At 68.4% G+C, this 20646-nt stretch carries 24 protein-coding genes and 1 pseudogene; 9 read left to right on the top strand and 16 right to left on the bottom strand.

Annotation, left to right across the window (positions count from 1 at the left end):
• Positions 1 to 250: 250 nt before the first annotated feature.
• The 5 genes from AB0L97_RS28070 to AB0L97_RS28050 all read left to right on the top strand — a co-directional run bounded on the left by AB0L97_RS28070 (position 251) and on the right by AB0L97_RS28050 (position 5446).
• Positions 251 to 1060 carry a TIGR00730 family Rossman fold protein gene (locus tag AB0L97_RS28070; protein ID WP_355080394.1) on the top strand — a complete coding sequence of 270 codons (810 nt, stop codon included), beginning with the start codon at positions 251 to 253 and terminating at the stop codon, positions 1058 to 1060.
• Complete coding sequence (locus AB0L97_RS28065) at positions 1057 to 1623, top strand: TIGR00730 family Rossman fold protein (protein ID WP_355080396.1); 567 nt, start codon at positions 1057 to 1059, stop codon at positions 1621 to 1623. Before AB0L97_RS28070 ends, AB0L97_RS28065 begins: the two co-directional genes overlap by 4 nt.
• 4 nt (positions 1624 to 1627) lie before the next feature.
• A complete protein-coding gene (locus AB0L97_RS28060) occupies positions 1628 to 3397 on the top strand; it encodes a long-chain-acyl-CoA synthetase (RefSeq protein ID WP_364435140.1) in 1770 nt (589 codons plus the stop codon).
• Between the two features lie 229 nt (positions 3398 to 3626).
• Complete coding sequence (gene folP, locus AB0L97_RS28055; RefSeq protein WP_356966629.1) at positions 3627 to 4511, top strand: dihydropteroate synthase; 885 nt, start codon at positions 3627 to 3629, stop codon at positions 4509 to 4511.
• Complete coding sequence (locus AB0L97_RS28050) at positions 4508 to 5446, top strand: glucosyl-3-phosphoglycerate synthase (protein ID WP_355080402.1); 939 nt, start codon at positions 4508 to 4510, stop codon at positions 5444 to 5446. Before folP ends, AB0L97_RS28050 begins: the two co-directional genes overlap by 4 nt.
• A 28-nt stretch (positions 5447 to 5474) precedes the next feature.
• Here AB0L97_RS28050 and AB0L97_RS28045 read toward each other — a convergent pair whose 3' ends face one another.
• The 8 genes from AB0L97_RS28045 to sigE all read right to left on the bottom strand — a co-directional run bounded on the left by AB0L97_RS28045 (position 5475) and on the right by sigE (position 11427).
• Positions 5475 to 5810 carry a hypothetical protein gene (locus tag AB0L97_RS28045; RefSeq protein ID WP_355080404.1) on the bottom strand — a complete coding sequence of 112 codons (336 nt, stop codon included), beginning with the start codon at positions 5808 to 5810 and terminating at the stop codon, positions 5475 to 5477.
• Positions 5811 to 6285: 475 nt separating this feature from the next.
• Positions 6286 to 6639 carry a hypothetical protein gene (locus AB0L97_RS28040; RefSeq protein WP_364435135.1) on the bottom strand — a complete coding sequence of 118 codons (354 nt, stop codon included), beginning with the start codon at positions 6637 to 6639 and terminating at the stop codon, positions 6286 to 6288.
• A gap of 340 nt (positions 6640 to 6979) precedes the next feature.
• On the bottom strand, positions 6980 to 7837 hold the full coding sequence (locus tag AB0L97_RS28035; protein ID WP_355080407.1) for a hypothetical protein: 858 nt from the start codon (positions 7835 to 7837) through the stop codon (positions 6980 to 6982).
• Positions 7838 to 7888: 51 nt separating this feature from the next.
• Entirely contained in the window at positions 7889 to 8305 is a 417-nt protein-coding gene (gene tatB / locus AB0L97_RS28030) for a Sec-independent protein translocase protein TatB (RefSeq protein WP_067804157.1), read from the bottom strand.
• A gap of 124 nt (positions 8306 to 8429) precedes the next feature.
• Complete coding sequence (locus AB0L97_RS28025; RefSeq protein ID WP_355080409.1) at positions 8430 to 8645, bottom strand: hypothetical protein; 216 nt, start codon at positions 8643 to 8645, stop codon at positions 8430 to 8432.
• Positions 8646 to 8758: 113 nt separating this feature from the next.
• The gene (locus AB0L97_RS28020) at positions 8759 to 10297 is read right to left on the bottom strand and encodes a trypsin-like peptidase domain-containing protein (protein ID WP_364435129.1); all 1539 of its coding nucleotides are present in this window, start codon (positions 10295 to 10297) and stop codon (positions 8759 to 8761) included.
• 10 nt (positions 10298 to 10307) lie between these two features.
• Entirely contained in the window at positions 10308 to 10706 is a 399-nt protein-coding gene (locus AB0L97_RS28015; RefSeq protein ID WP_364435126.1) for a hypothetical protein, read from the bottom strand.
• A 61-nt stretch (positions 10707 to 10767) separates the two neighbouring features.
• Positions 10768 to 11427 (bottom strand): RNA polymerase sigma factor SigE, encoded by a 660-nt coding sequence (gene sigE, locus AB0L97_RS28010; RefSeq protein WP_355080414.1) that lies wholly within the window; start codon positions 11425 to 11427, stop codon positions 10768 to 10770.
• A gap of 282 nt (positions 11428 to 11709) precedes the next feature.
• Between sigE and AB0L97_RS28005 the strand changes: the two genes are divergently transcribed.
• From AB0L97_RS28005 to AB0L97_RS27995, 3 genes are all read left to right on the top strand, one after another.
• Complete coding sequence (locus AB0L97_RS28005) at positions 11710 to 12348, top strand: O-methyltransferase (protein ID WP_355080428.1); 639 nt, start codon at positions 11710 to 11712, stop codon at positions 12346 to 12348.
• 76 nt (positions 12349 to 12424) lie between these two features.
• Positions 12425 to 12658 (top strand): hypothetical protein, encoded by a 234-nt coding sequence (locus AB0L97_RS28000; RefSeq protein ID WP_356966616.1) that lies wholly within the window; start codon positions 12425 to 12427, stop codon positions 12656 to 12658.
• A gap of 225 nt (positions 12659 to 12883) precedes the next feature.
• Entirely contained in the window at positions 12884 to 13114 is a 231-nt protein-coding gene (locus AB0L97_RS27995) for a hypothetical protein (RefSeq protein ID WP_356966614.1), read from the top strand.
• A 16-nt stretch (positions 13115 to 13130) separates the two neighbouring features.
• Here AB0L97_RS27995 and glgC read toward each other — a convergent pair whose 3' ends face one another.
• Positions 13131 to 14345: a glucose-1-phosphate adenylyltransferase gene (gene glgC / locus AB0L97_RS27990; RefSeq protein ID WP_355080419.1), complete on the bottom strand. Its 1215-nt coding sequence runs from the start codon at positions 14343 to 14345 to the stop codon at positions 13131 to 13133.
• Positions 14346 to 14482: 137 nt separating this feature from the next.
• Here glgC and glgA point away from each other — a divergent pair, with 137 nt between their 5' ends.
• Positions 14483 to 15637, top strand: a complete 1155-nt coding sequence (gene glgA, locus AB0L97_RS27985) for a glycogen synthase (protein WP_355080430.1) — start codon at positions 14483 to 14485, stop codon at positions 15635 to 15637.
• A 9-nt stretch (positions 15638 to 15646) separates the two neighbouring features.
• Here glgA and AB0L97_RS27980 read toward each other — a convergent pair whose 3' ends face one another.
• From AB0L97_RS27980 to AB0L97_RS27950, 7 genes and pseudogenes are all read right to left on the bottom strand, one after another.
• Positions 15647 to 16459: a putative RNA methyltransferase gene (locus AB0L97_RS27980; RefSeq protein ID WP_355080432.1), complete on the bottom strand. Its 813-nt coding sequence runs from the start codon at positions 16457 to 16459 to the stop codon at positions 15647 to 15649.
• Positions 16460 to 16522: 63 nt separating this feature from the next.
• Positions 16523 to 16690: a DUF3117 domain-containing protein gene (locus AB0L97_RS27975; RefSeq protein ID WP_011211259.1), complete on the bottom strand. Its 168-nt coding sequence runs from the start codon at positions 16688 to 16690 to the stop codon at positions 16523 to 16525.
• A 139-nt stretch (positions 16691 to 16829) separates the two neighbouring features.
• Entirely contained in the window at positions 16830 to 17423 is a 594-nt protein-coding gene (locus AB0L97_RS27970; RefSeq protein ID WP_364435119.1) for a DNA-3-methyladenine glycosylase I, read from the bottom strand.
• Entirely contained in the window at positions 17420 to 17740 is a 321-nt protein-coding gene (locus AB0L97_RS27965; RefSeq protein WP_039800550.1) for a DivIVA domain-containing protein, read from the bottom strand. Before AB0L97_RS27965 ends, AB0L97_RS27970 begins: the two co-directional genes overlap by 4 nt.
• 48 nt (positions 17741 to 17788) lie before the next feature.
• Positions 17789 to 18925 carry a P-loop NTPase gene (locus tag AB0L97_RS27960; RefSeq protein WP_364435115.1) on the bottom strand — a complete coding sequence of 379 codons (1137 nt, stop codon included), beginning with the start codon at positions 18923 to 18925 and terminating at the stop codon, positions 17789 to 17791.
• A gap of 19 nt (positions 18926 to 18944) precedes the next feature.
• Positions 18945 to 19805: a lytic murein transglycosylase gene (locus AB0L97_RS27955; RefSeq protein ID WP_356966607.1), complete on the bottom strand. Its 861-nt coding sequence runs from the start codon at positions 19803 to 19805 to the stop codon at positions 18945 to 18947.
• Between the two features lie 114 nt (positions 19806 to 19919).
• Positions 19920 to 20646 (bottom strand): annotated as a pseudogene (locus tag AB0L97_RS27950) (lytic transglycosylase); the annotation flags it as partial.

Below are 20646 nucleotides of genomic sequence, written 5' to 3'. Positions count from 1 at the left end.
GCTTCGGGCGCGCAGCGGCGCGGCTGGAGGTTCGGTTGCTGCCGACCCGGCCACGCGGCCCGATTCCCGCTGATGGCCGCGATCGCGGGTGCCCGACTCCGACTCGCCGCCCGCCTGATTCGCACGGTGACGTGCGCCTCGAGCGCCGAGATTGCGATGGTGTCTCGCCCTGCCTGCGTCCGGCTGAACGTCGGACGACTTCTCTCGTCCGGCCCGTGAGTCCCTCTTGCCGGGCGGTAGCGTGGAATGCATGTCCACCGACGCCGCGGACCGTGAGGTCGCCCCCGAACCGAAGTCGAGACCGAAGTTCCGCGGGCCGATCATGTTCCGCCGCGACCGTGCCGACGGCGTCAGCACCGCCGACCGGAATCTGCTGGACAAGCGCGGCGACACGGACTGGGTGCACACCGATCCGTGGCGCGTGCTGCGCATCCAGGCCGAGTTCGTCGAGGGCTTCGGCGCTCTCGCCGAGGTGCCCCGAGCGGTGACGGTCTTCGGTTCGGCGCGCACCTCCGCCGACCACCCGGAGTACCAGGCCGGACTCGCCATCGGCGCCGCGCTGGCGCGGGCGGGTTTCGCGGTGATCACCGGCGGCGGTCCCGGCGCGATGGAGGCGGCCAACCGAGGAGCATGCGAGGCGGGCGGCTACTCCATCGGTCTCGGCATCGAGCTGCCGTTCGAGCAGAGCCTCAACGACTGGGTCGACCTGGGCATCAATTTCCGGTACTTCTTCGTCCGCAAGACGATGTTCGTGAAGTACTCGCAGGCGTTCATCTGCCTGCCCGGCGGCTTCGGCACGCTCGACGAGTTGTTCGAGGCGCTGACGCTCGTGCAGACCCACAAGATCACCCGGTTCCCGATCATCCTGTTCGGCACCAGGTATTGGTCCGGGCTGGTCGATTGGTTGCGCGATTCGCTGGGCGGGTCCGGCAAGATCTCTCCGGGCGACCTCGGACTGCTGCACGTGACCGACAGCGTCGAGGAGGTCGTGAACATCATTCAGGCGGCCGCGATAGCGGGCGGCGCCGAGGACGCGATCGGGACGGAGGATCAGTGGTGAGCGAGCGGCCTTTCGCCGTCTGTGTCTACTGTTCGGCGAGCACGACCGACCAGGACTATCTTTCGCTGGCCGCCCGGGTGGGCACCGAGATCGCCCGGCGCGGTTGGCAACTGGTGTCCGGCGGCGGTCACGTCTCGATGATGGGCGCGATCGCCACCGCGGCGCGCGCCGGCGGCGCGAACACCATCGGTGTGATCCCCAAGCACCTGGTGCACCGGGAGGTCGCCGACGTCGACGCCGACGAACTGGTCGTCACCGACACCATGCGCCAGCGCAAGCAGGTGATGGAGGACCGCGCCGACGCCTTCCTCACCCTGCCCGGCGGCATCGGCACACTCGAGGAGTTCTTCGAAACCTGGACCGGCGGATATCTGGGACAGCACGAGAAACCCGTTGTTGTGCTGGATCCTAATGGATTCTTCCGCGGGTTGTTCTCCTGGCTGGACGAGTTGTACGAGCGGAAGTTCGTGCCCCAGACAGCGTTGTCCCGGATTACCGTGGTGACCGATCTCCCGTCCGCTTTCGCGGCGTTGGAGGCGCGCCTACCCCGTGAGGAGAGCTGAAGACGTGAGCACCGATGCCCGCTCGACGGTGAGTTTGGTCGACCTCGCCCGGCATCTCCCCGCGATGGCCCTGGACGCGCCCGGCATGCTCCGCAACGCGTTGAACATGCTCGTGACGCCGGATTCCAAGTCGTCGGTCGGGCTGTATTTCCAGCGCAACGCCCACCGGCATCCGGACCGCTTGTTCCTGCGGTTCGAGGGCGCGAGCTACACCTACGGCGAGGCCAACGCGGAGGTGAACCGGTACGCGAGCGTGCTCGCCGCGCGCGGGGTGCGGCGCGGCGACGTGGTGGGCGTGCTGATGACCAACCGGCCGGAAACCCTGTTCGTCGTGCTGGCGACGGTCAAGCTCGGGGCCACCGTCGGATTGCTCAACCATCATCAGCGCGACCAGGTGCTGGCGCACAGCCTCGGCCTGCTCGACAGCGTGCTGAACGTGGTGGGCGCGGAGTGCGCCGAGGCAATCGACTCGCTGCCCGAACCGCCCGCCAACGTGCTCGCGGCCGACGAACTCCGCGACGCGGCCCGCGACGCCGACGACGGCGACCCGCCGAGCTGTGCGGAGGTCACCGCGCGCGAGCGGGCGTTCCTCATCTTCACCTCCGGCACCACCGGACTGCCGAAGGCCAGCGTGATGACCCACCTGCGCTGGACCAAGAGCATGGGCGGACTCGGTGGCCTGGGAATCCGCTTGCGCGGCAACGACACCCTGTACTGCTGCCTGCCGCTGTACCACAACAACGCGCTCACGGTCGCGTTGTCCGCGGTCCTGGCCGCGGGCGGCACGTTCGCCCTCGGCCGGAGTTTCTCCGCGTCCCGGTTCTGGAACGAGGTCATTCGCGAACAGGCCACGGCGTTCATCTACATCGGCGAACTGTGCCGCTACCTGATCAACCAGCCGGCCGAGCCGACCGACCGGCAGCACCTGATCCGGCTCGCCGTCGGCAACGGATTGCGTCCGGAATTGTGGGACGAGTTCAAGTCCCGGTTCGGCATCGAGCGCATCGTGGAGTTCTACGGTGCGAGCGAGGCGAACATCGCCTTCGTCAACGCATTCGGCGTGGACCGGACGGCGGGTTTCGGTCCGCTGCCGTATGCCGTCGTGGAGTACGACGAGGAGACCGGAAAGGCGAAGCGCGACAAGAACGGCCGCCTGCGCCGGGTCGGCACCGGTGGCGTCGGCCTGCTGTTGGCCAAGGTCACCGACCGCTCCCCGTTCGACGGTTACACCGACAAGGCCGCCTCCGAGGCCAAGCTGGTGCGCGATGGCTTCGAATCCGGGGACGTCTGGTTCGACACCGGCGACCTGGTGCGCGACCAGGGCTGGCACCACATCGCGTTCGTGGACCGGCTCGGCGACACGTTCCGCTGGAAGGGGGAGAACGTGGCGACCACCGAAGTGGAGGGCGCGCTGAGCAAGGCGGAGTCGATCGAGCAGGCGGTGGTCTACGGCGTGGACATCCCCGGAACCGACGGCAAGGCGGGCATGGCCGCGGTGACGCTGCATCCGGGCGCGGAATTCGACGGTGCGGCGGTGGCGAAGCTGGCCTACGACCAATTGCCGGGTTACGCCGTGCCGCTGTTCATTCGCATCGTGCACGAGCTGGAACAGACTTCGACGTTCAAGAGCCGCAAGGTGGACCTGCGCAAGCAGGGCTACGCCGACGATCCCGACAGCACGCTGTACGTGCTCGCGGGCCGCGCCGAGGGATACATCCCCGCCTACGCCGATTACGCCGCCGACGTAGCCGCGGGCCGCGCCCCGAAGAACTGACGGCCGTCTGCGGAAAAGAGCTGGTGGCGGTGGTTCCCCCACCTCCGCCAGAGGACTGCTGGCTGATCTTGTGGCACTCGACTGGTACGGTCTGAGAATTAGGAGACCACTGGTTTCGTGAGCACACGGGTCACTCGTGGGGTACGCCCAAGCCCCGGCGACACGACCTGTCCGCGATCCCTGTCTCCTGATTTGTACGGCCTGATTCGCGGAGAGGCGGGAGAGCGACATGTTCAGCTCGACCGCGGCCCCGCTTCCCACGCTGTGCGGGCGGCCGGTGGCGACGGATCGGGCGCTCGTGATGGCGATCGTGAACCGCACCCCGGACTCGTTCTACGACCGCGGCGCCACGTTCACCGATGCGGCGGCCATGGATGCCGTGGCGCGCGCGGTGGACGAGGGCGCCGATCTCGTCGACATCGGCGGGGTGAAAGCCGGGCCGGGTGATTCGGTGGACGCGGCCGAGGAGACGCGCCGGGTGGTGCCGTTCGTCGCGGCCATTCGCGCGAAGTACCCGGAGCTACTGATCAGCGTCGACACCTGGCGCGCCGATGTTGCGTTGGCGGCGGTGGGCGAGGGGGCGGATCTGATCAACGACACCTGGGCCGGCGCCGACCCCGATCTCGTTCCGGTGGCCGCCGCGCACGGTGCGGGTGTGGTGTGCAGCCATACCGGTGGCGCGGTGCCGCGCACCAGGCCGCACCGCGTCCGCTACACCGACGTGGTGGAGGAGGTCACCGGAACCGTGGTGCGGGCCGCCGAGGAAGCGCTCGCCGCGGGAGTGCGCCGGGATTCGATCCTGATCGATCCTACGCATGATTTCGGCAAAAACACTTATCACGGTCTCGAACTGTTGCGCCGAGTCGACGTTCTTGTAAAAACCGGATGGCCAGTCTTGATGGCGCTGAGCAACAAGGATTTCATCGGGGAGACTCTAGGTGTCGGTCTTTCCGAACGGCTGGAGGGCACTTTGGCGGCGACAGCGTGGTCGGCGGCGGCAGGCGCCAGAGTCTTTCGTGTCCACGAAGTCGCAGCGACCCGGCGGGTCGTGGACATGATCGCCGCTATCCAGGGCATCCGGCCCCCCGCACGAACCTTGCGAGGTCTGGCATGACATTTCAACACCGTGAGCCCGCCTGGGCGACGACCAATACCTGGGACACCCCGAACTGGCGCGTGGACGAACTCGTCTCCGCGAAAGCCGGGCGCACCGTGTCGGTGGTGCTGCCCGCGCTGAACGAAGAACGGACCGTGGCCGACGTGGTGGCCAGCATCCGGCCGCTGCTCGGCACGCTGGTGGACGAGCTGATCGTGCTGGACTCCGGCTCGACCGACGCCACCGCGGAGCGGGCCCGCGCCGCGGGCGCCGAGGTGATCAGCCGCGAGCAGGCGGTTCCGGAGCTGGAGCCGGTTGCGGGCAAGGGCGAGGTGCTGTGGCGCTCGCTGGCGGTGACCAGCGGCGATCTGATCGCCTTCGTCGACTCCGACCTCATCGACCCGGATCCCGCCTTCGTGCCGAAGCTGCTCGGTCCGCTGCTCACGGTGGACGACATGCACCTGGCCAAAGCGTATTACCGCAGGCCGTTGCGGCAAGGCGGCGCGGTGGACGCGCATGGCGGCGGCCGCGTCACCGAACTGGTCGCCCGGCCCCTCCTGGCCGCGCTGCGACCGGAGCTGTCGCAGGTGTTGCAGCCGCTCGGCGGCGAGTACGCGGGCACCCGCGAACTGCTCACCTCGGTGCCGTTCGCCCCGGGCTACGGGGTGGAGATCGGGCTGTTGCTCGACACCTACGACCGGCTCGGCATGTCCGCGATCGGCCAGGTCAACCTGGGTGTGCGCACGCATCGCAACCGTCCGCTGGCCGACCTGGGGGTGATGAGCCGCCAGATCCTCGGCACCGTGCTCGGTCGCAGCGGTATCCAGGACTCCGGCGCCGCGCTGACCCAGTTCCCGCTGATCGGCGACGAGTTCACCGCGCACCGCACCGAGGTCTCCCTGCTGGACCGCCCGCCGATGAACACCCTCCGGCCGGCCTGCGCCGCGGCCTGATCCGTTCTCGCGCCGCATGCGGATGCGGTCAGGCCCCTTCCGCATGCGGGTCGCGCATGTATCCCGCCTCGATCAGAGTCCGGAAGGCCGCGTACTTGTAGACGCACTCGGAGGGTTCACAGATCCGGTGGCGCTGCATGAGTTCGTGCGCCTCCGCCACCGTCAAGGGCTCGACGGGTAGTCGCTGCGGCCTGCCGATCGGACAGACCGGGAGCGCGGGGGCGGGCAGTTGTTCCGCGATCACGTGCTCGGTGACGCCGACCCGGCGCCGCCGGTTCGCCGGTCCGTGCAGCAAACCGATGGTGGCGAGCAGGCTCGCCGCGCCGACGAGCGAGCAGAGGACGGCGATCTGGGTGGCGGTCACGGCGCATTTCTCCTCTCGGTGGGGCGGGCCGGGCAGAACGTGGCGGGGCCGAAGCGCAACGCACCGTCACCAACGTGCAGTTAATTTTCAGCAAATCAAGTGTGGGCCGAGTGAGCGCGTCGTGCAAGTGGGATTGGACGCGCCGCCGACCGGTATGTGCGGCTCTGTGGCCGGTATTCCCGCCGACCGGCGGTCCAATCCGCCACACGTACGAACTTCGAGCTGATCAGCCGGTGAATGGGTCCCCTCGATGCGCTGCATCGGGGAAGTGGAGTGCCGCCGCGCTCGGCCGGAATCTGGGCGACGATGGAGATGGCCGTCTCGTCCGCGCGCCGAGTCGTGTGACAGCAGGGTGAGCAATTACCCGAGTGCCGCGCGCTTGGCGCCGGCGCTTCGCGCATCGGGTCCGGCCGCAGCGCGTTGAGCCCGAGAAATCGGTGAATTTCCGCTGTGCCGGCCGCTGGTTAACCGAAGGCTATTGGTTGCGGCGACGATGATCCGGCAGCAGTACCTGGTTCGCATCGTCCTCGGTCGCCGAATCCGCGGCAGCGTCACGGGGCTCGTCGGCCTCGGTGCCGGATTGCTCGCGTTCCTCGCGCCCGGGATCGACCGACTCGGCGTCGGTATTCGGCGAGCCGGATTCCGGTTCACCGTCCACCGGGCCGTCCGCCTCGGGCGGCGGAGCCGACTGCTCCCGCGCGAGCCGGGCCTGGAGATCGGCGACGGTCACATGAGCCTTCGACCCGGTCGGCCGCAGCAGCACACTGATGATCAGGCCGACCAGGCCCACCGCCAGGACGGCCCCGCCGATCAGCAATAGCGGATTCACGATTTCCTCCTTGCCGGACGCCTCACGCGGCCGTTTCTCGGAGAGCGGTTATCGTCCAGCTATTCAATCATCCGCGTATGAACGCACTCGGGGGAGGGGTGGTGACCTGGGGCACATAATGTGCGGCTGCTTTTTAAGTCGAGAGAGTCGCTGTGAACAGGTGATCAGCGGAGCTAGTGGTGCCCGTTCGGCGGCTCGAGTCATTTTTCTGCTGCGCTGATTGCGCGCGTTCTGCGCTCGGTCATGATGACCAGATATTTGCTGAAATCCGTTGTCTCAGTATGTCCGACGCGCCGGGCATCTCGGGGCGGATCCGCAGCGCCTTCACCCGGGTCGCGGCTCAGCGGCGCAGACCCGTTGCGGGCGATCTGTTCTCGGGATCGTGGCGGTAGACCGGCGTGAGCAGCTCGGCCTCCAGCGGTTCGCCGGTGGCACGGTCGAAGCGACAGGCGATCAGCACGGAGAACAGGTGATTGCTCGCTCGTTCGTGCAGGGTGGCCAGCCGGGTGGCGAGCAGCCGGATCGCGCCGAGCGAGCCCGGCGGATGCATGCCGTCGATCATCAATACGCTGCCCCGCCCGTCGGGCCTGGGAAGCCTGCCCAGGTAGGCGATGTCGTGCGGTTCGGGTCCGCCCGGCCGGTAGACCCGTCGGGCCGCCCGGTCCTCGATGCCCCGGCGCGCGTCACCCATTCTGGCTACGGCGCGGCGCAATCGTGGGTCCGCGGCGACCAACTGACGCAAGCTCGGGGACAGTTCCGGCCCGCCCAACACGATCAAGCCGTCCCGCCGCAAATCGACCGGACGGCCCGGTAGGAAATGCTCGACCGCCACGCTGAAACCGAGTTCGCGTAGCAGCTCGGCCAATCGTTGCGGCGCCGCGGGATCCGGCGCGCCGATCACCCGCCCTGCGCGCACCTCCGGGACGAGCACGGTGAGCGAGCCGTGCCCGAAGAACAGTCCTTCCGGCGCGGGTCCCTGCGTACTCACCTGGTGGATACGGGCCCGGGAAAGCCCGGCCGCCGCACCGATTCTGGCGAACGTCCAGCCTTCGGCATGGAGCTCCCGGATCACGGCACGCCGAATCCTGGTCAGTTCGTTGATGGTCTGCTGGGCCGCCGCCACCCCGTCGGTGGCCGCCTTCAGTCGCTCGACCTTGTCCTCGATCGCGAACACGCGCGCCACGTCATCGGCCGACATGTGCGAAGTCTAGACAGCTGAACAGCTCAATGTGTCTAGTCTTCTTGACGTTCAGGTGGCGTCGGTGTCGATCGGAGGACGTTCGTTGCGCTCCAACGGCTTATCCAACTTGGGCATCGGATAGTCCGGCATCCCGCTGTTCGTGCTGTACAGGTCCTTGGGATCGGGCAGCGCGCTGTCGAAATCCCGGAACAGCGAATCATCGCCGTTGAGAAGATGTTTGGTCACCATCGCCCGCGGCGTCATACCGCGCAGTTGGTTCAGGTCGGCCAGCGGTTTACGCAGATCCTCGAACTCCGGCCCCAATTCCTCTTTCAGCTGAGACGTGGCGCCACTCGCGTAATCACGCACCTGCCGCAGGCTGCGCGTGGTCCAGCGCACGGCACCGGGCAAGCGCTCCGGGCCGAGAATCACGAGGGCGGCGACGAGCAGGATGACCATCTCGCTCCAGCCGATGTTGCTGAACACGTAACCAGGCTACCTGGCCCGGTCAGCGGGTCGTCCATTGATAGCCGACCGGGAAATGAACGGTGGGTGTTGTCCGGGCTTTTCCAGGCCGTACGGCACCCACCGCACGTACAAGAAAAGGAATCTATGTGGGGTAGATCACAATCTTGCCGTTGTGTATGCCGCCGTAGCAGTACTCCACGCCGTCCGTCGCGACCGCGGTGTGCCCTCCACCCGGGCGGCAGTCGAACCAGTCGACGTAAGTGTCGTTCGTGGTAGCGCCGGCCGGTGCCGCGGACAGCCCCACGGTGGCGACCGCCGCCATAGTGGATCCGAGAATGAAAATGGCGAGATGACGCATCACAGCCCTCCCCGTGCTGCTGGATTTCGACAGCGTGACTCTATCCGCCGCGGTTTTGCGGCGTCTAGCGAAAATAATTGGGGTTCTGCGTTATTAGTTGGCGCAGGGAACTGCTAGTCGGATTCCAGGGTCACCGGGACGTCGACTCGGCGGCCGTCGCGGATGAGCTGGACGACCACGGTCTGGCCGATCTTGCTGGACTGTTCGGCCACCGTGAACTCGTCGGAGCTGGTGACCTCCCGATCGCCGACGCGCACGATGACATCGCCTTCGACGATGCCCGCCCGCGCGGCCGGGCCGTTCGGCGACACGTCGGCCACCGCGGCTCCGCTCATGACGTCATTGGCGACCGTCTTGGTGCGGAGGGACAGACCCATGGTCGGATGGTGCACCACACCGTCACGGATCAAGGTCTGCGCGACCTCGGTCATCTTGTCCACCGGGATGGCGAAGCCGAGGCCGACCGAGCCGCCGGTCTCGCTGCGGATGGCGGTGTTGATGCCGATGACCCGGCCGTCCATGTCCACCAGAGCGCCACCGGAGTTACCGGGGTTGATCGACGCGTCGGTCTGCACGGCGTCGATCACGGCCTTCGTGTCGCTGCCCTCGCCCTCCAGTTTCACCGGGCGGTGCAAGGCGCTGACGATGCCGGAGGTGACGGTCTTGCTCAGGCCGAGCGGCGATCCGATGGCCAGCACGTCGTCGCCGACCTGTACGTTGCCGGATTTGCCGAGCTGAGCGACGGTGAGATTCTTCACATCGACCTTCAGGACGGCCAGGTCGGTCTTCGGGTCGCGGCCGACGATCTGGGCGGGCACCCTGGTGCCGTCGGAGAACTGCACCTGGATCGCGGATCGGTTGGTCTTGTCCTGGGCGGCCATCGAGACGACGTGGTTGTTGGTGACGACGTAGCCGCCGCCGTCGATCACCACGCCGGAGCCGGTGGCGCCGTTCTCACCGACGGTCACGCGGATGGAGACGACCGAGGGCAACACGGCGTTGGCGACCTTTGCGATCAGGCCGTGCGGGCGGTTTCCGTCGCCGCCCTGTTCGAGGGCCACCTTGCGGGAGGTCAGCGTCGAGGCGGTTTCCGCGGTCAGGCGGCCGACCAGCCCGCCGAGCAGGCCGATGACGAGTGCGACGAGCGCGAGCAGGGCCAGCGCCTTGGGCGCGACTCGGGAGCCGAACAGCACTTCGCGGGCGCTGAGTTTCTCGGCCTGCTGCAGCGCCTGCGGTTTGGGTGTGGGCACCGCAGGGGCTCCGAGGCGGGCGACCGCCTCCGGGTCGCGCCATGGGTCGGCCGGTCCGGCAGCGGGAGCCTGGCCACCGGCCGCGTCGGGATCGCGCTGCAGGAGTTCGCTGGAGCCTTCTGGACGGCCGAAAGCCTCGGCCAGCACCGCGTCGGGCGGACGGTTCTGCAGTTCGGGACCGGATTGCGGCGCCGCGCCAGCCTTACGGAGCGGCAGCGGCTCGGCGAACGAACCGGACAGGCCGGACGGTCTGCGGAAGGCCCGCGCCGTGTGCGTGTCGACATGGGGCCGGTAGACCGGGCGCGGACCGAGCACGGGTGCGTCCGGAGGACGGAGATTCCCGCGGTTGGCCGCCGAATTCGAGGTGTCGGCCGATCCGGAATTCGTCGATTCGGTGGTCACTCGGGAAACTCTACTTGCGCCACCACGTGGTCCACCGGGTCGCGGTGAACGAATCGGTCAGAAACCCGAAAACCGCGTCGTTACGCCCGGACTGACCGGAGGTCGGGGCGGGCGTCCGGCCACTGGACGCGCCGCCGGGCAACTCCGCGAGGGGAATCCTGGTCAGGCTGTCGTGCAGCCCGGTCGGAATCGCGACCTGGCCTGCGTGCCGCAGTGCGATGCGCGCCTGTTGCTGGGCATCTACCTCGGCCGCGCATTCGGGACACAGCGAGAGGTGCTGAGCGGCACGCAGGTAGGCGTTCATCCGCAACTCACCGTCCACGTACGCCGCGATCGCCTCGCTCGCCAAATGCTCGGTGGGGCGAAAACGGGGCGGACGACGACCGGACGTGCTGAAGTCGCCACTCATTCGGTGCTCACCCTTCCAACCGACATCGACCGATGTTCGGGCGATGCCGGCTTCCGACGAATCACCCTATGTTCGCGTCAGCGGCGAACCGCTGCTCACTTCCATTATGCGCAAGGTAGTCGCGCAGGGCTTGGCGTCCACGGTGGATCCGACTGCGCACAGTGCCCAGTTTCACGCCGAGCGTAGCGCCGATCTCCTCGTAGGACAGCCCCTCGATATCGCACAGGACCACGGCCGCGCGGAACTCCGGCGCGAGCGAATCCAGGGCCGATTGCAGGTCGGGATCCAGCCGGGCGTCGTGGTAGGCCTGTTCCGGCCCCGGGCCCTCGGCGGGCACCCGGTCGTAGTCCTCGGGCAGCGCTTCCATCCTGATCCGGTTGCGGCGGCGCACCATGTCCAGGAACAGGTTGGTGGTGATGCGGTGCAGCCATCCCTCGAAGGTGCCCGGTTGGTAATTCGACAGCGAACGGAACACCCGGATGAACGTCTCCTGGGTGAGGTCCTCCGCGTCCTGTGCGTCGCCGGAGAGTCGGTAGGCCAGGCGATAGACCCGGTCCGCGTGCTCGCGGACGAGTTCGTCCCACGTGGGCATCGCCGACCGGTCGCCGGTGGCATCGAAGGCAGCAGTCCCGGTCAGCTCGACCGCGTCCTCGGCGGACTCGGCCTCGACCGGCAGGATCTGCTCGGGCAGGGTGGCGTATTCGCGCGCCGCATCGACCATGTGGATGGGGCTACCTCCTACTAGGGACCGCAAACGTCGGGAACTCGCTCGGGGCCGGATCTACGGTCCGTCACGTACGGATACAACCGACAACCGGTATGTCGTTGTTCCCGCGTCCCGTGTTAAGGCACGGTCGGTGGTCTTGCGATGCCCATACTCTTTCTGGTCCTGATATGGCCGGGTTATGGAGATGCTGAGGGTCACCTGAGAAAACCGGCGGCGGAAATGGCGGGCGGCGCGTGTTGTCCGGAACGCCGAGATCACCCGCCCGGCGTTAGCCTCATACCCGTGGCATCGAATCTGGAGCGGAATCTCGCCTATGTGGAGGAATCCGTCGTGGAAGACGAAATCCTCGTCAGCGCGCGGGAACGGGCCACCGAACTCGGCGCGATACCCGTGCCGCCCTCGGTGGGTGCGCTGCTGAGCATGTACGCGCAGTTGCTCGGTGCGCGCGCGGTGGTCGAGGTCGGCACCGGCGCGGGCATCAGCGGCCTGTGGCTGCTCGACGGCATGCGCGAGGACGGCACGCTCACCACCATCGATTCGGAGCCGGAACACCAGCGCGCGGCCAAGGAGGCGTTCCGCGCCGCCGACATCCCGCCCGCGCGCACCCGCCTGATCAACGGGCGGGCGCTGGACGTGCTGCCCCGGCTGGCCGACGGCGCCTACGACCTGGTCTTCATCGACGCCGCGCCGCTGGAACACCCGGAGTACGTCGCTCAGGCCGTGCGGCTGCTGCGCGACGGCGGCGCCATCCTGCTGCACAACGCGCTGCTGGGCGGGCGCGTACCCGATCCGGCGCAACGTGATCCGGCCACGCAGGCGGTGCGCGCCGCCACCCGCGCCATCGCGGAGAATCCGGAACTCACCTGCGTGCTGATTCCGGTCGGCGACGGATTGCTTTGCGCCTCACGCGGTTAGCGATTCGCGGGGCAGTCTGATTCCACCCCGGAATCCGGGGTATGCGCTGAGAAAGAACTCAGTGAGGAAAACAGTTATGCGTGAACTAACACCCCTCGAAGTAGCGGCTATGGGGGAAGTCGTGACCGAACGGCGCACGAGTTGGTTGCGGCCGACGATGATGGCCCTGCTGCTCGTGATTCTGGGAGCGGTGCTGGTGATGGTGGTGGTGAGCAACACCGATTTCGACACCGGCCCGGCGAAAACCACGCCTACCCCCGGTCCCTGTGAGCCGTTCTGCACCCAGAACGTCGCCCCGCCCGCCCCGTAATCCCGCTGTCGACCGCGCGCGTACTCCGGCCGAATAGGCCTGCCGCCGAAGTTTTTCCGGAATTCCTGGCCGCCGTGCCGTTTCTTCATCGCAGCCGCACCACCCGCCGGCGTTCGCGAAACAGCCGCCGAACGAGCACGGTTCGGCGCATGATGCCGCGAAAGACCGAAGATCCCCGATACTGGTGGAAGTCATGTTCCGAGTGGATCCGGAGGCGGGTGCGGCATGGTGATGATGATGTTTCTCTGGGACGAAGACGAGCGTCGTCCGAAGCCGATTCATTGGGGCCGGACCATGATCGCTTTCGCCGCGGTGCTGTTGTTCGCCGTGCTGGTGGTCTATTTGGTGAGTACCGCCGATTTCGGTGGCGCCTCGAAATCCACCGTGCCACGCACCCCGGGCCCTTGCGCGCCGTTCTGCATCAATTCGCCCGCGCCCGAGCCGGGCGCGCCCTAGCCCGATCCAGGCGGTACTACACCCAGACGCCCTTGCCGACCGTGACGACACCGCCGTTGCTCACGGCGAAGCGGCTGCGGTCGCGCGCCAGGTCCACTCCGATGATCTCGCCCTCGCCGACGACGACGTTCTTGTCCAGAATGGCGTGCCGGACCACCGCGCCGCGCCCGATCCGCACGCCGGGCATGAGCACGCACCCCTCGACAGTGGCGCCGTCGTCGACCATGACGTTGCCGCTGAGCACCGAATTGCGGACGGTGGCGGCCGACAGGATGCTGCCCGCGCCCACGATGCATTCCTGCGCCAGGCCGCCCTGGGCGAACTTGGCGGGCGGAAGGTTCTCGGTCGCCCCGCGGATCGGCCAGTGACGGTTGTAGAGATTGAACACCGGATGCACCGAGACCAGGTCCATGTGCGCGTCGTAGAACGCGTCGATGGTCCCGACATCGCGCCAGTAGCCGCGGTCGCGGTCGGTGGCGCCCGGCACGTCGTTGTCGGCGAAGTCGTAGACACCGGCCTGCCCCGCCGCGACGAGGGCCGGGATGATGTCGCCGCCCATGTCGTGGTCGGAGTCGGAGTTGTCCGCGTCCGCCCGGATCGAGTCCACCAGCACCTTGGTGGTGAAGACGTAGTTGCCCATGGACGCGAAGGTGACGTTCGGGTCGTCCGGGGTGCCGGGCGGATGCGCGGGCTTCTCCAGGAACTGCGTGATGCGGCCGGACTCGTCGCTATCGATGCAGCCGAACGCGCTCGCCTGGCTGCGCGGCACCCGGATGCCGGCCACGGTTACACCGGCACCGGAATCGATGTGATGGCGCACCATCTGCTCCGGGTCCATCCGGTAGACGTGATCGGCGCCGAAAACCGCGATGTATTCCGGGTCCTCGTCGTAGATCAGGTTCAGTGATTGCAGGATCGCGTCCGCGCTGCCGGTGTACCAGCGCGGTCCCAGCCGCTGCTGGGCGGGCACGGGGGTGATGTACTCGCCCGCGAAACCGGACAACCGCCAGGTCTGCGAGATGTGCCGGTCGAGCGAATGCGACTTGTACTGGGTGAGCACGCACAGCCGCAGGAAACCCGCGTTGACCAGATTGCTGAGTACGAAATCGATGAGACGGTAGGCGCCGCCGAACGGGACGGCGGGCTTGGCGCGGTCGGCCGTGAGTGGAAAGAGTCGCTTGCCCTCACCACCGGCGAGCACGATTCCGAGTACGTGCGGCTGGCTCCTCACACCTGCCAAACTACCGGGTGAAGCGCCCGTGAGTGGCCGCCGCGGACGCGAACGTTTAGTTTGGATCGGTGAGTTTCGGCACGGATGGCGGACGTTCGCCGGTGGATTCCGGCGAACGGGACCGGCTTCGCGTCGCGATGCTGACCCGCGAGTATCCGCCCGAGGTGTACGGCGGGGCCGGGGTGCACGTCACGCAGTTGACGGCGCATTTGCGTCAACTGTGCGAGGTGACCGTGCATTGCATGGGTGTCGACCGCGCCGATGCCGTGGTCCACCAACCGGATCCGTCGCTCTACGCCGCCAACGCCGCGCTGCAGATGATGTCCGCCCAGTTGCGGATGGCCGACGCGGTGGGCGATGTGGACGTGGTGCACTCGCATACCTGGTACAGCGGCTTGGCCGGCCATCTGGCCGCGGCTCTCTACGGCGTCCCGCACGTGCTGACCGCCCATTCCCTGGAGCCGCGCAGGCCGTGGAAGGCCGAGCAGCTCGGCGGCGGCTACCGGCTCTCGTCCTGGTCGGAGCGCAACGCCGTCGAGCACGCCGACGCCGTCATCGCGGTGAGCGAGGGCATGCGCCACGACGTGCTCGACGCCTACCCCGCGGTGGACCCGGACCGCGTGCATGTGGTGCACAACGGCATCGACGGGGCGGTCTGGCATCCCGGCCCCCCGGCGGGCGGCGAGCCGTCGGTGCTCACCGAACTCGGCGTGCGGGCCGATCTTCCCCTCGTCGCCTTCGTCGGCCGCATCACGCGCCAGAAGGGCGTCGGCCACCTGCTGGCGGCCGCCCGCGACTTCGACCCCGACATCCAGCTCGTGCTGTGCGCGGGCGCGCCGGACACGCCGGAGCTGGAGCACGAGGTCGCCACGGCCGTCCAGGAGCTGCGACAGCGGCGCGGTGGGGTGTTCTGGGTGCGTGAGATGCTGCCGACCGAGCGGATCCGGCAGATTCTCGCCGCGTCGGCACTGTTCGTGTGCCCGTCGGTGTACGAGCCGCTGGGCATCGTCAATCTGGAGGCGATGGCCTGCGCGACCGCGGTGGTCGCCTCCGACGTGGGCGGCATCCCCGAGGTGGTCGACGACCGCAACGGCCGACTGGTGCACTACGACGCGGGCGCAGCCGAGGACTACGAGCACGGACTCGCCGCCGCCGTGAACGAAGTGGCCGGTGATCCGGAGCTGTCCGCTCGCCTGGGCGCCGCGGGGCGCGAGCGCGCGATCTCCGAATTCGATTGGTCACGCATCGCGGCGCGCACGGTCGCGGTCTACGACGAGGTCAGAAAAGGCTGAGCCGGGCGATCAGGCCGCCCGGCGGTAGGTGCCGACGACGACCGACGCGGTGACCTCGACGGTCTCCGGCAGCCGCGCGAGACGCTCCGCTCCGGCGGCCGCGTGATGCGCGGACGGACCCATGCCGACCACATGTTCGACATCGGTTCTGGCGAGCGTCATCGGATACTCGATCAATGTCCGGTCCACGGGTTCGAGATGTCCCGTCATCGCGGCGTCGAGCCTGCTGTTCTTGTCGGGGTCGACCCGCACCATGTCCAGCGGCTCGATCAGTTCGCCCAAGTGGCGCTCGGTGGGTGTGGCGACAACGAAGCGACCGTCCTCGGTGAGCACCCTGGCGATCTCGCCGGGATTGCGCGGGGCGAAGACGGAGAGTACGCAGGCCAGCGCGCCGTCGCGGATCGGTAACCCGCGCCATGCGTCGGCCAGCACCGCCGCGGCGCGCGGGTGCGCGCGGGCGCACCGCCGGACGGCGGGTTTGGCCACGTCCAGCCCGATGCCGACAGCCGGGGGAGCGGCGTCGAGTGCCCGAGCGAGGTAGTAGCCGGTGCCCGCGCCGACCTCCAGCACCGGACCGTCCGTCCGGCGCGCCGTGGCGGCGCGCGCCACAGCGTCCGCGATCGGCCTGAAGTGGCCCTCGCTCTGGAAGGCGGCGCGGGCATCGAGCATGGCCGCGGTGTCCCCGGTCATCTTGGTCGACGCACCGGTCAGCAGGCTGACGTAGCCCTGCCTGGCGACGTCGAAACTGTGGCCGCGACCGCAGCGCAGTGCTCGATCCCGCGGTTCGAGCGCGAGCGACGCGGCATCCCGGTGCGCCCGCAGGCATTCCGGGCAGGCCAGGACGTCGGCCGCGTCGGCGAGGGCCGAGTGCTCAGCCGGGGCCACTCAGCTCGTGACGCTCTTCAGTTCGTCACCGAGCGCCGCTGCTTCGTCCGGCGTGAGCTCGACGACCAGACGCCCGCCACCCTCGAGTGGAACCCGCATGACGATTCCACGCCCTTCTTTGGTTGCCTCGAGGGGACCGTCCCCGGTACGGGGCTTCATGGCCGCCATCCTCTGCTCCCTCCAGATCTGCGCGGTCCTTGCGCACTTTTTGGAACTCCAGTTGTCACCAACCAGCGAGCTCGCCGGCGTTTGGCGAGCTACACCCGTCCCATTCTTCCCTATCGCCGATAGGGACGGATAGCTGAGTTCAAAAAGTGACCGGTCGGCCCGTCTCGGGCCGGGCGCTGCCCACCCAGCAGTCGGCCACATGATCATCGACCATTCCGGTCGCCTGCATCAGGGCGTACGCCGTGGTCGGTCCGACGAACCGGAATCCACGCCGTTTCAATTCTTTTGCCATGGCGGTGGATTCGGGTGTGGTGGCGGGCACCTCGGCGCCGGAGCGCGGGCGCGGGCGCGGCAGCGGGGCGAACGACCAGAGCAACTCGTCCAAGCCGACGTCGAGGTCACGCGCGACGCGTGCGTTGGCGATGGCCGCGTCGATCTTGAGGCGGTTGCGGACGATGCCGGCGTCGGCCATCAGCCGGGCGACGTCGTCGTCACCGAACTCCGCGACTCGCGCGATCGAGAAATCTGCGAACGCCGCGCGGAAGGCCGGGCGTTTGCGCAGGATGGTCAGCCAGGACAACCCGGATTGGAACGCCTCCAAGCAGAGCCGTTCGAACAACGCGTCGTCGCCGTGCAGGGGCTTGCCCCACTCGTAGTCGTGATAGTCCCGGTAGAGCTGGGAATCCAACGGCCACGCGCAGCGGATCAGTCCGTCGTCGGCGAGGGCGCTCATTTCGACTCCGGCGCGATCGGCGTCTGCCATCGCGCGGCCTGCGCCTCGGCCAGTTGGTGCTGGAGCTCATCGATCCGCGCGGCCAGCCGGGCCAGCGCCCAATCCACCTCTCCGGCTTTGTAGCCGCGCACCACCTGCTGGAATCGCAACGCGCGCACGTCCGCCCCGGTGATCCCTTCCACCGGCAGCACGGTGGCCGTCGTACCCTCCGGCAGCGGCCCGAGTTCCTCCGCCCGCCCGAACACCGCACTGGCCAGTAGGAACAGCACCGCGGCGACCAAGCCGACGATCAGCACGTACAACAGCATGGTGAGCATGGGACCGAGCTTATTAGCGAGCACCGACAGTCGGGCTCGCGCGTGGCCCTACAAATGCCGGGTGGTGTCGATGCCGAGCGACATGCCCGCGAGGCCGCGGCGGCGGACGGCGAGCTTGTCGGCGACCTCCAACAGGGCCTTGGCGGCCGAGTTCTCCGGATCGCGCAGCACGATCGGAGTACCTTCGTCGCCCGCTTCGCGCAGCGCCTGTTCGATGGGGATCTGGCCGAGCAGCGGCACGGTCGCACCGACGGCGCGGGTGAGCCGGTCGGCGACGGCCTGCCCGCCGCCGGAGCCGTACAGGTCCATCCGGGTGCCGTCCGGCAGGTCCAGCCAGGACATGTTCTCCACCACGCCCGCGATGCGCTGCCGGGTCTGCAACGCGATCGCGCCCGCTCGCTCGGCCACCTCCGCGGCGGCGGGCTGCGGGGTGGTGACGACCAGGATCTCGGCGTTCGGGATCAGCTGTGCGATGGAGATCGCGACGTCGCCGGTGCCCGGCGGCAGATCCAGCAAAAGGATGTCGAGGTCGCCCCAGAACACGTCGGCGAGGAACTGCTGCAACGCCCGGTGCAGCATCGGGCCGCGCCAGACCACAGGGGTGTTTCCCTGGGTGAACTGCGCGATCGAGATCATCTTCACGTCGTGCGCGACCGGCGGCATGATCATCCGCTCCACCTGCGTCGGCCTGGCGTCGGTGCCGAGCATGCGCGGGATGGAATGACCGTAGATGTCGGCGTCCAGCACGCCGACCGACAGGCCACGCGCGGCCATGGCCGCGGCGAGGTTCACCGTCACGCTGGACTTGCCGACGCCGCCCTTTCCGGAGGCGACGGCGTAGACGCGGGTCAGCGAGCCGGGCTGGGCGAAGGGGATGACCGGATCGGCGGAGTCGCCGCGCAGCTGCTTGCGCAGTGCGGTGCGCTGCTCGTCGTCCATCACGTCGAGGTCGACGCTGACGGCGCCCACACCAGGCACGTCGGCGATGGCCCTGCTCACCCGCTGCGTGATCTCGGTGCGCAGGGGGCAGCCCGCCGTCGTCAGATAGATCTCCACGTGGACATCGCTATCAGCGCCGATGACGACGCTTTTCACCATGCCCAGTTCGGTGATCGGCTTGCGGATCTCCGGGTCGTCGACCTTCGCAAGGGCACCCCGCACATCCGATTCCGTAACCACTGGCATGGCCGGAATTTTAGGCGTGTCAAATTTTGGGCAGGTCTCCGGCCCGGGGTGCGACCCCCGTGCTGTAGGAGGTCTCCCATGCCATGACGTTCGCGACATAGGCCATGGAGTGGTTGTAGCGCAGGATCGCCTTGGACTGTTGCGCCAGGTCGCGCATGTTCAGGCCGCCGTCGCAGAGGTACCTCCCCGCCGTCAGCGCGGCGTCGAAGAGGTTCTGCGGATCGGCGATGCCGTCGCCGTTGCCGTCGGCCCCGTAGCGCTTCCAAGTGTCGGGCAGGAACTGCATCGGGCCGATCGCGCGGTCGTAGCTGTCCAAGCCGTCCAGCGCGCCGTCGTCGGAATCCCGGACGACGTGGTTGCCGTTGAGCGAACCGTCCAGCACGGGGCCGTAGACGGGGCTGAGCGGGTTGCCGTCGGCGTCGGCTTTGCCGCCGTACGCGTGGGTGGACTCGACCCGGCCGATACCGGCCAGCAGCGACCACGGCATGCCGCACACGGGGTTCTCGGCGGCCAGGACCCGTTCCGCGTTCTGATAGGCGGCGACGGCGATGCCGGGGACGCCGAGCGGCCCGGCCTGCATGGCGGCGGCCTGCCGACCACTGGGCAGCGCAACGGTTTTCACCACGGGCGTCGCCGTGGGCGCGGCCTTGGCCATTGCGTGAGCGAGGAATTCGGTCCCGGCGACGGGCTCGACCACCGATTGCGCGGCGCCCTGAACGTCCTGGCCCTCCGGCGTATGGACGGCGGTCGCGAGCGGCGCTGCCTCGCCTACCTCGGAGGCGGCCGTGACGGATACGAGCCCTGCGGGAACCAATCCGGTCAACGCGATGACGGAACTCCGTCGAACGGTGGCAGGCGGTTGTTTTCGATGACGCCCCACGGTGTGGTGACCCTCCCATGGCTCGCTGTGAGCCCTTTGTTACGGAACCAAGGGGAAGGGTACCGCATCCGAGATCTTTTTGTTACTGCTTCGTGATCTGATGCCAGGTTTGAATCACTGCTGGGGCGCGGGTGGCGCGGGAAGGGGGATGACGATGCCGAACGGCAGGGTGATTCCGGGCGGCGGCGTGGGTGTGGGTTCGGCGGCGGTCGCCGATTCGGGTTCCGGTGCGGGTGGTGTGGTGGTGGCGGCGGGTTCGGATTCGCGGCGAGACTCGTTGTCGCGGGCGGGTAGGTCACCCGGGATGGGGGCAGGTTCGGCGGTGGCGAGCGTGGTGTCCGGCTGTCCGCATCCGGCGGCGAGCTGGTCCTGTGTGCCGGGTTGTCCTGCGGGAGCGGGCTGTCCTGCGGTGCCGGGTTGTCCCGCTGTAGCGGCCTCCGCGGGTTTGTCCGCCCCGGCGGCATCGGTGGAACCCGGGTTGCGCGGCTCGGCCGGTGTGGCGCCGTAAGGTTGCTGCGGTGCGAGCGGTACGCGGGCGGTCCCGGGTAGGTCCGGGAACGGCATCGGAGCGGGAACCGATTGCCCGACACAGGGATTCACCGGCGCTGGAGCCGGGCAGAAGATCCCGCACGGGATCGGCGGCAGACCGGGGAGCGTGATCATCACCTGCGTCGGCTGCGGTCGCGGCCGGGGCGCTCGATACTGTCCGGCCGGATCCGTGGTCGGGGTGGTGGTGCGCACCGCGGTCATGTCCGTGCCCGGCCCCACCGGCGGCAACGACCCCGGCGCCACCAGATCCGGCGACACCCGCACCTGCGTCGGCGAACCACCCGACCGATAC

It is taken from the genome of Nocardia sp. NPDC051911, assembly GCF_040681035.1.
GTDB classification, from domain to species: domain Bacteria; phylum Actinomycetota; class Actinomycetes; order Mycobacteriales; family Mycobacteriaceae; genus Nocardia; species Nocardia sichangensis.
Note: the sequence above shows the minus strand (reverse complement) of the source record. Positions and strands in the feature narration are given on the sequence as shown.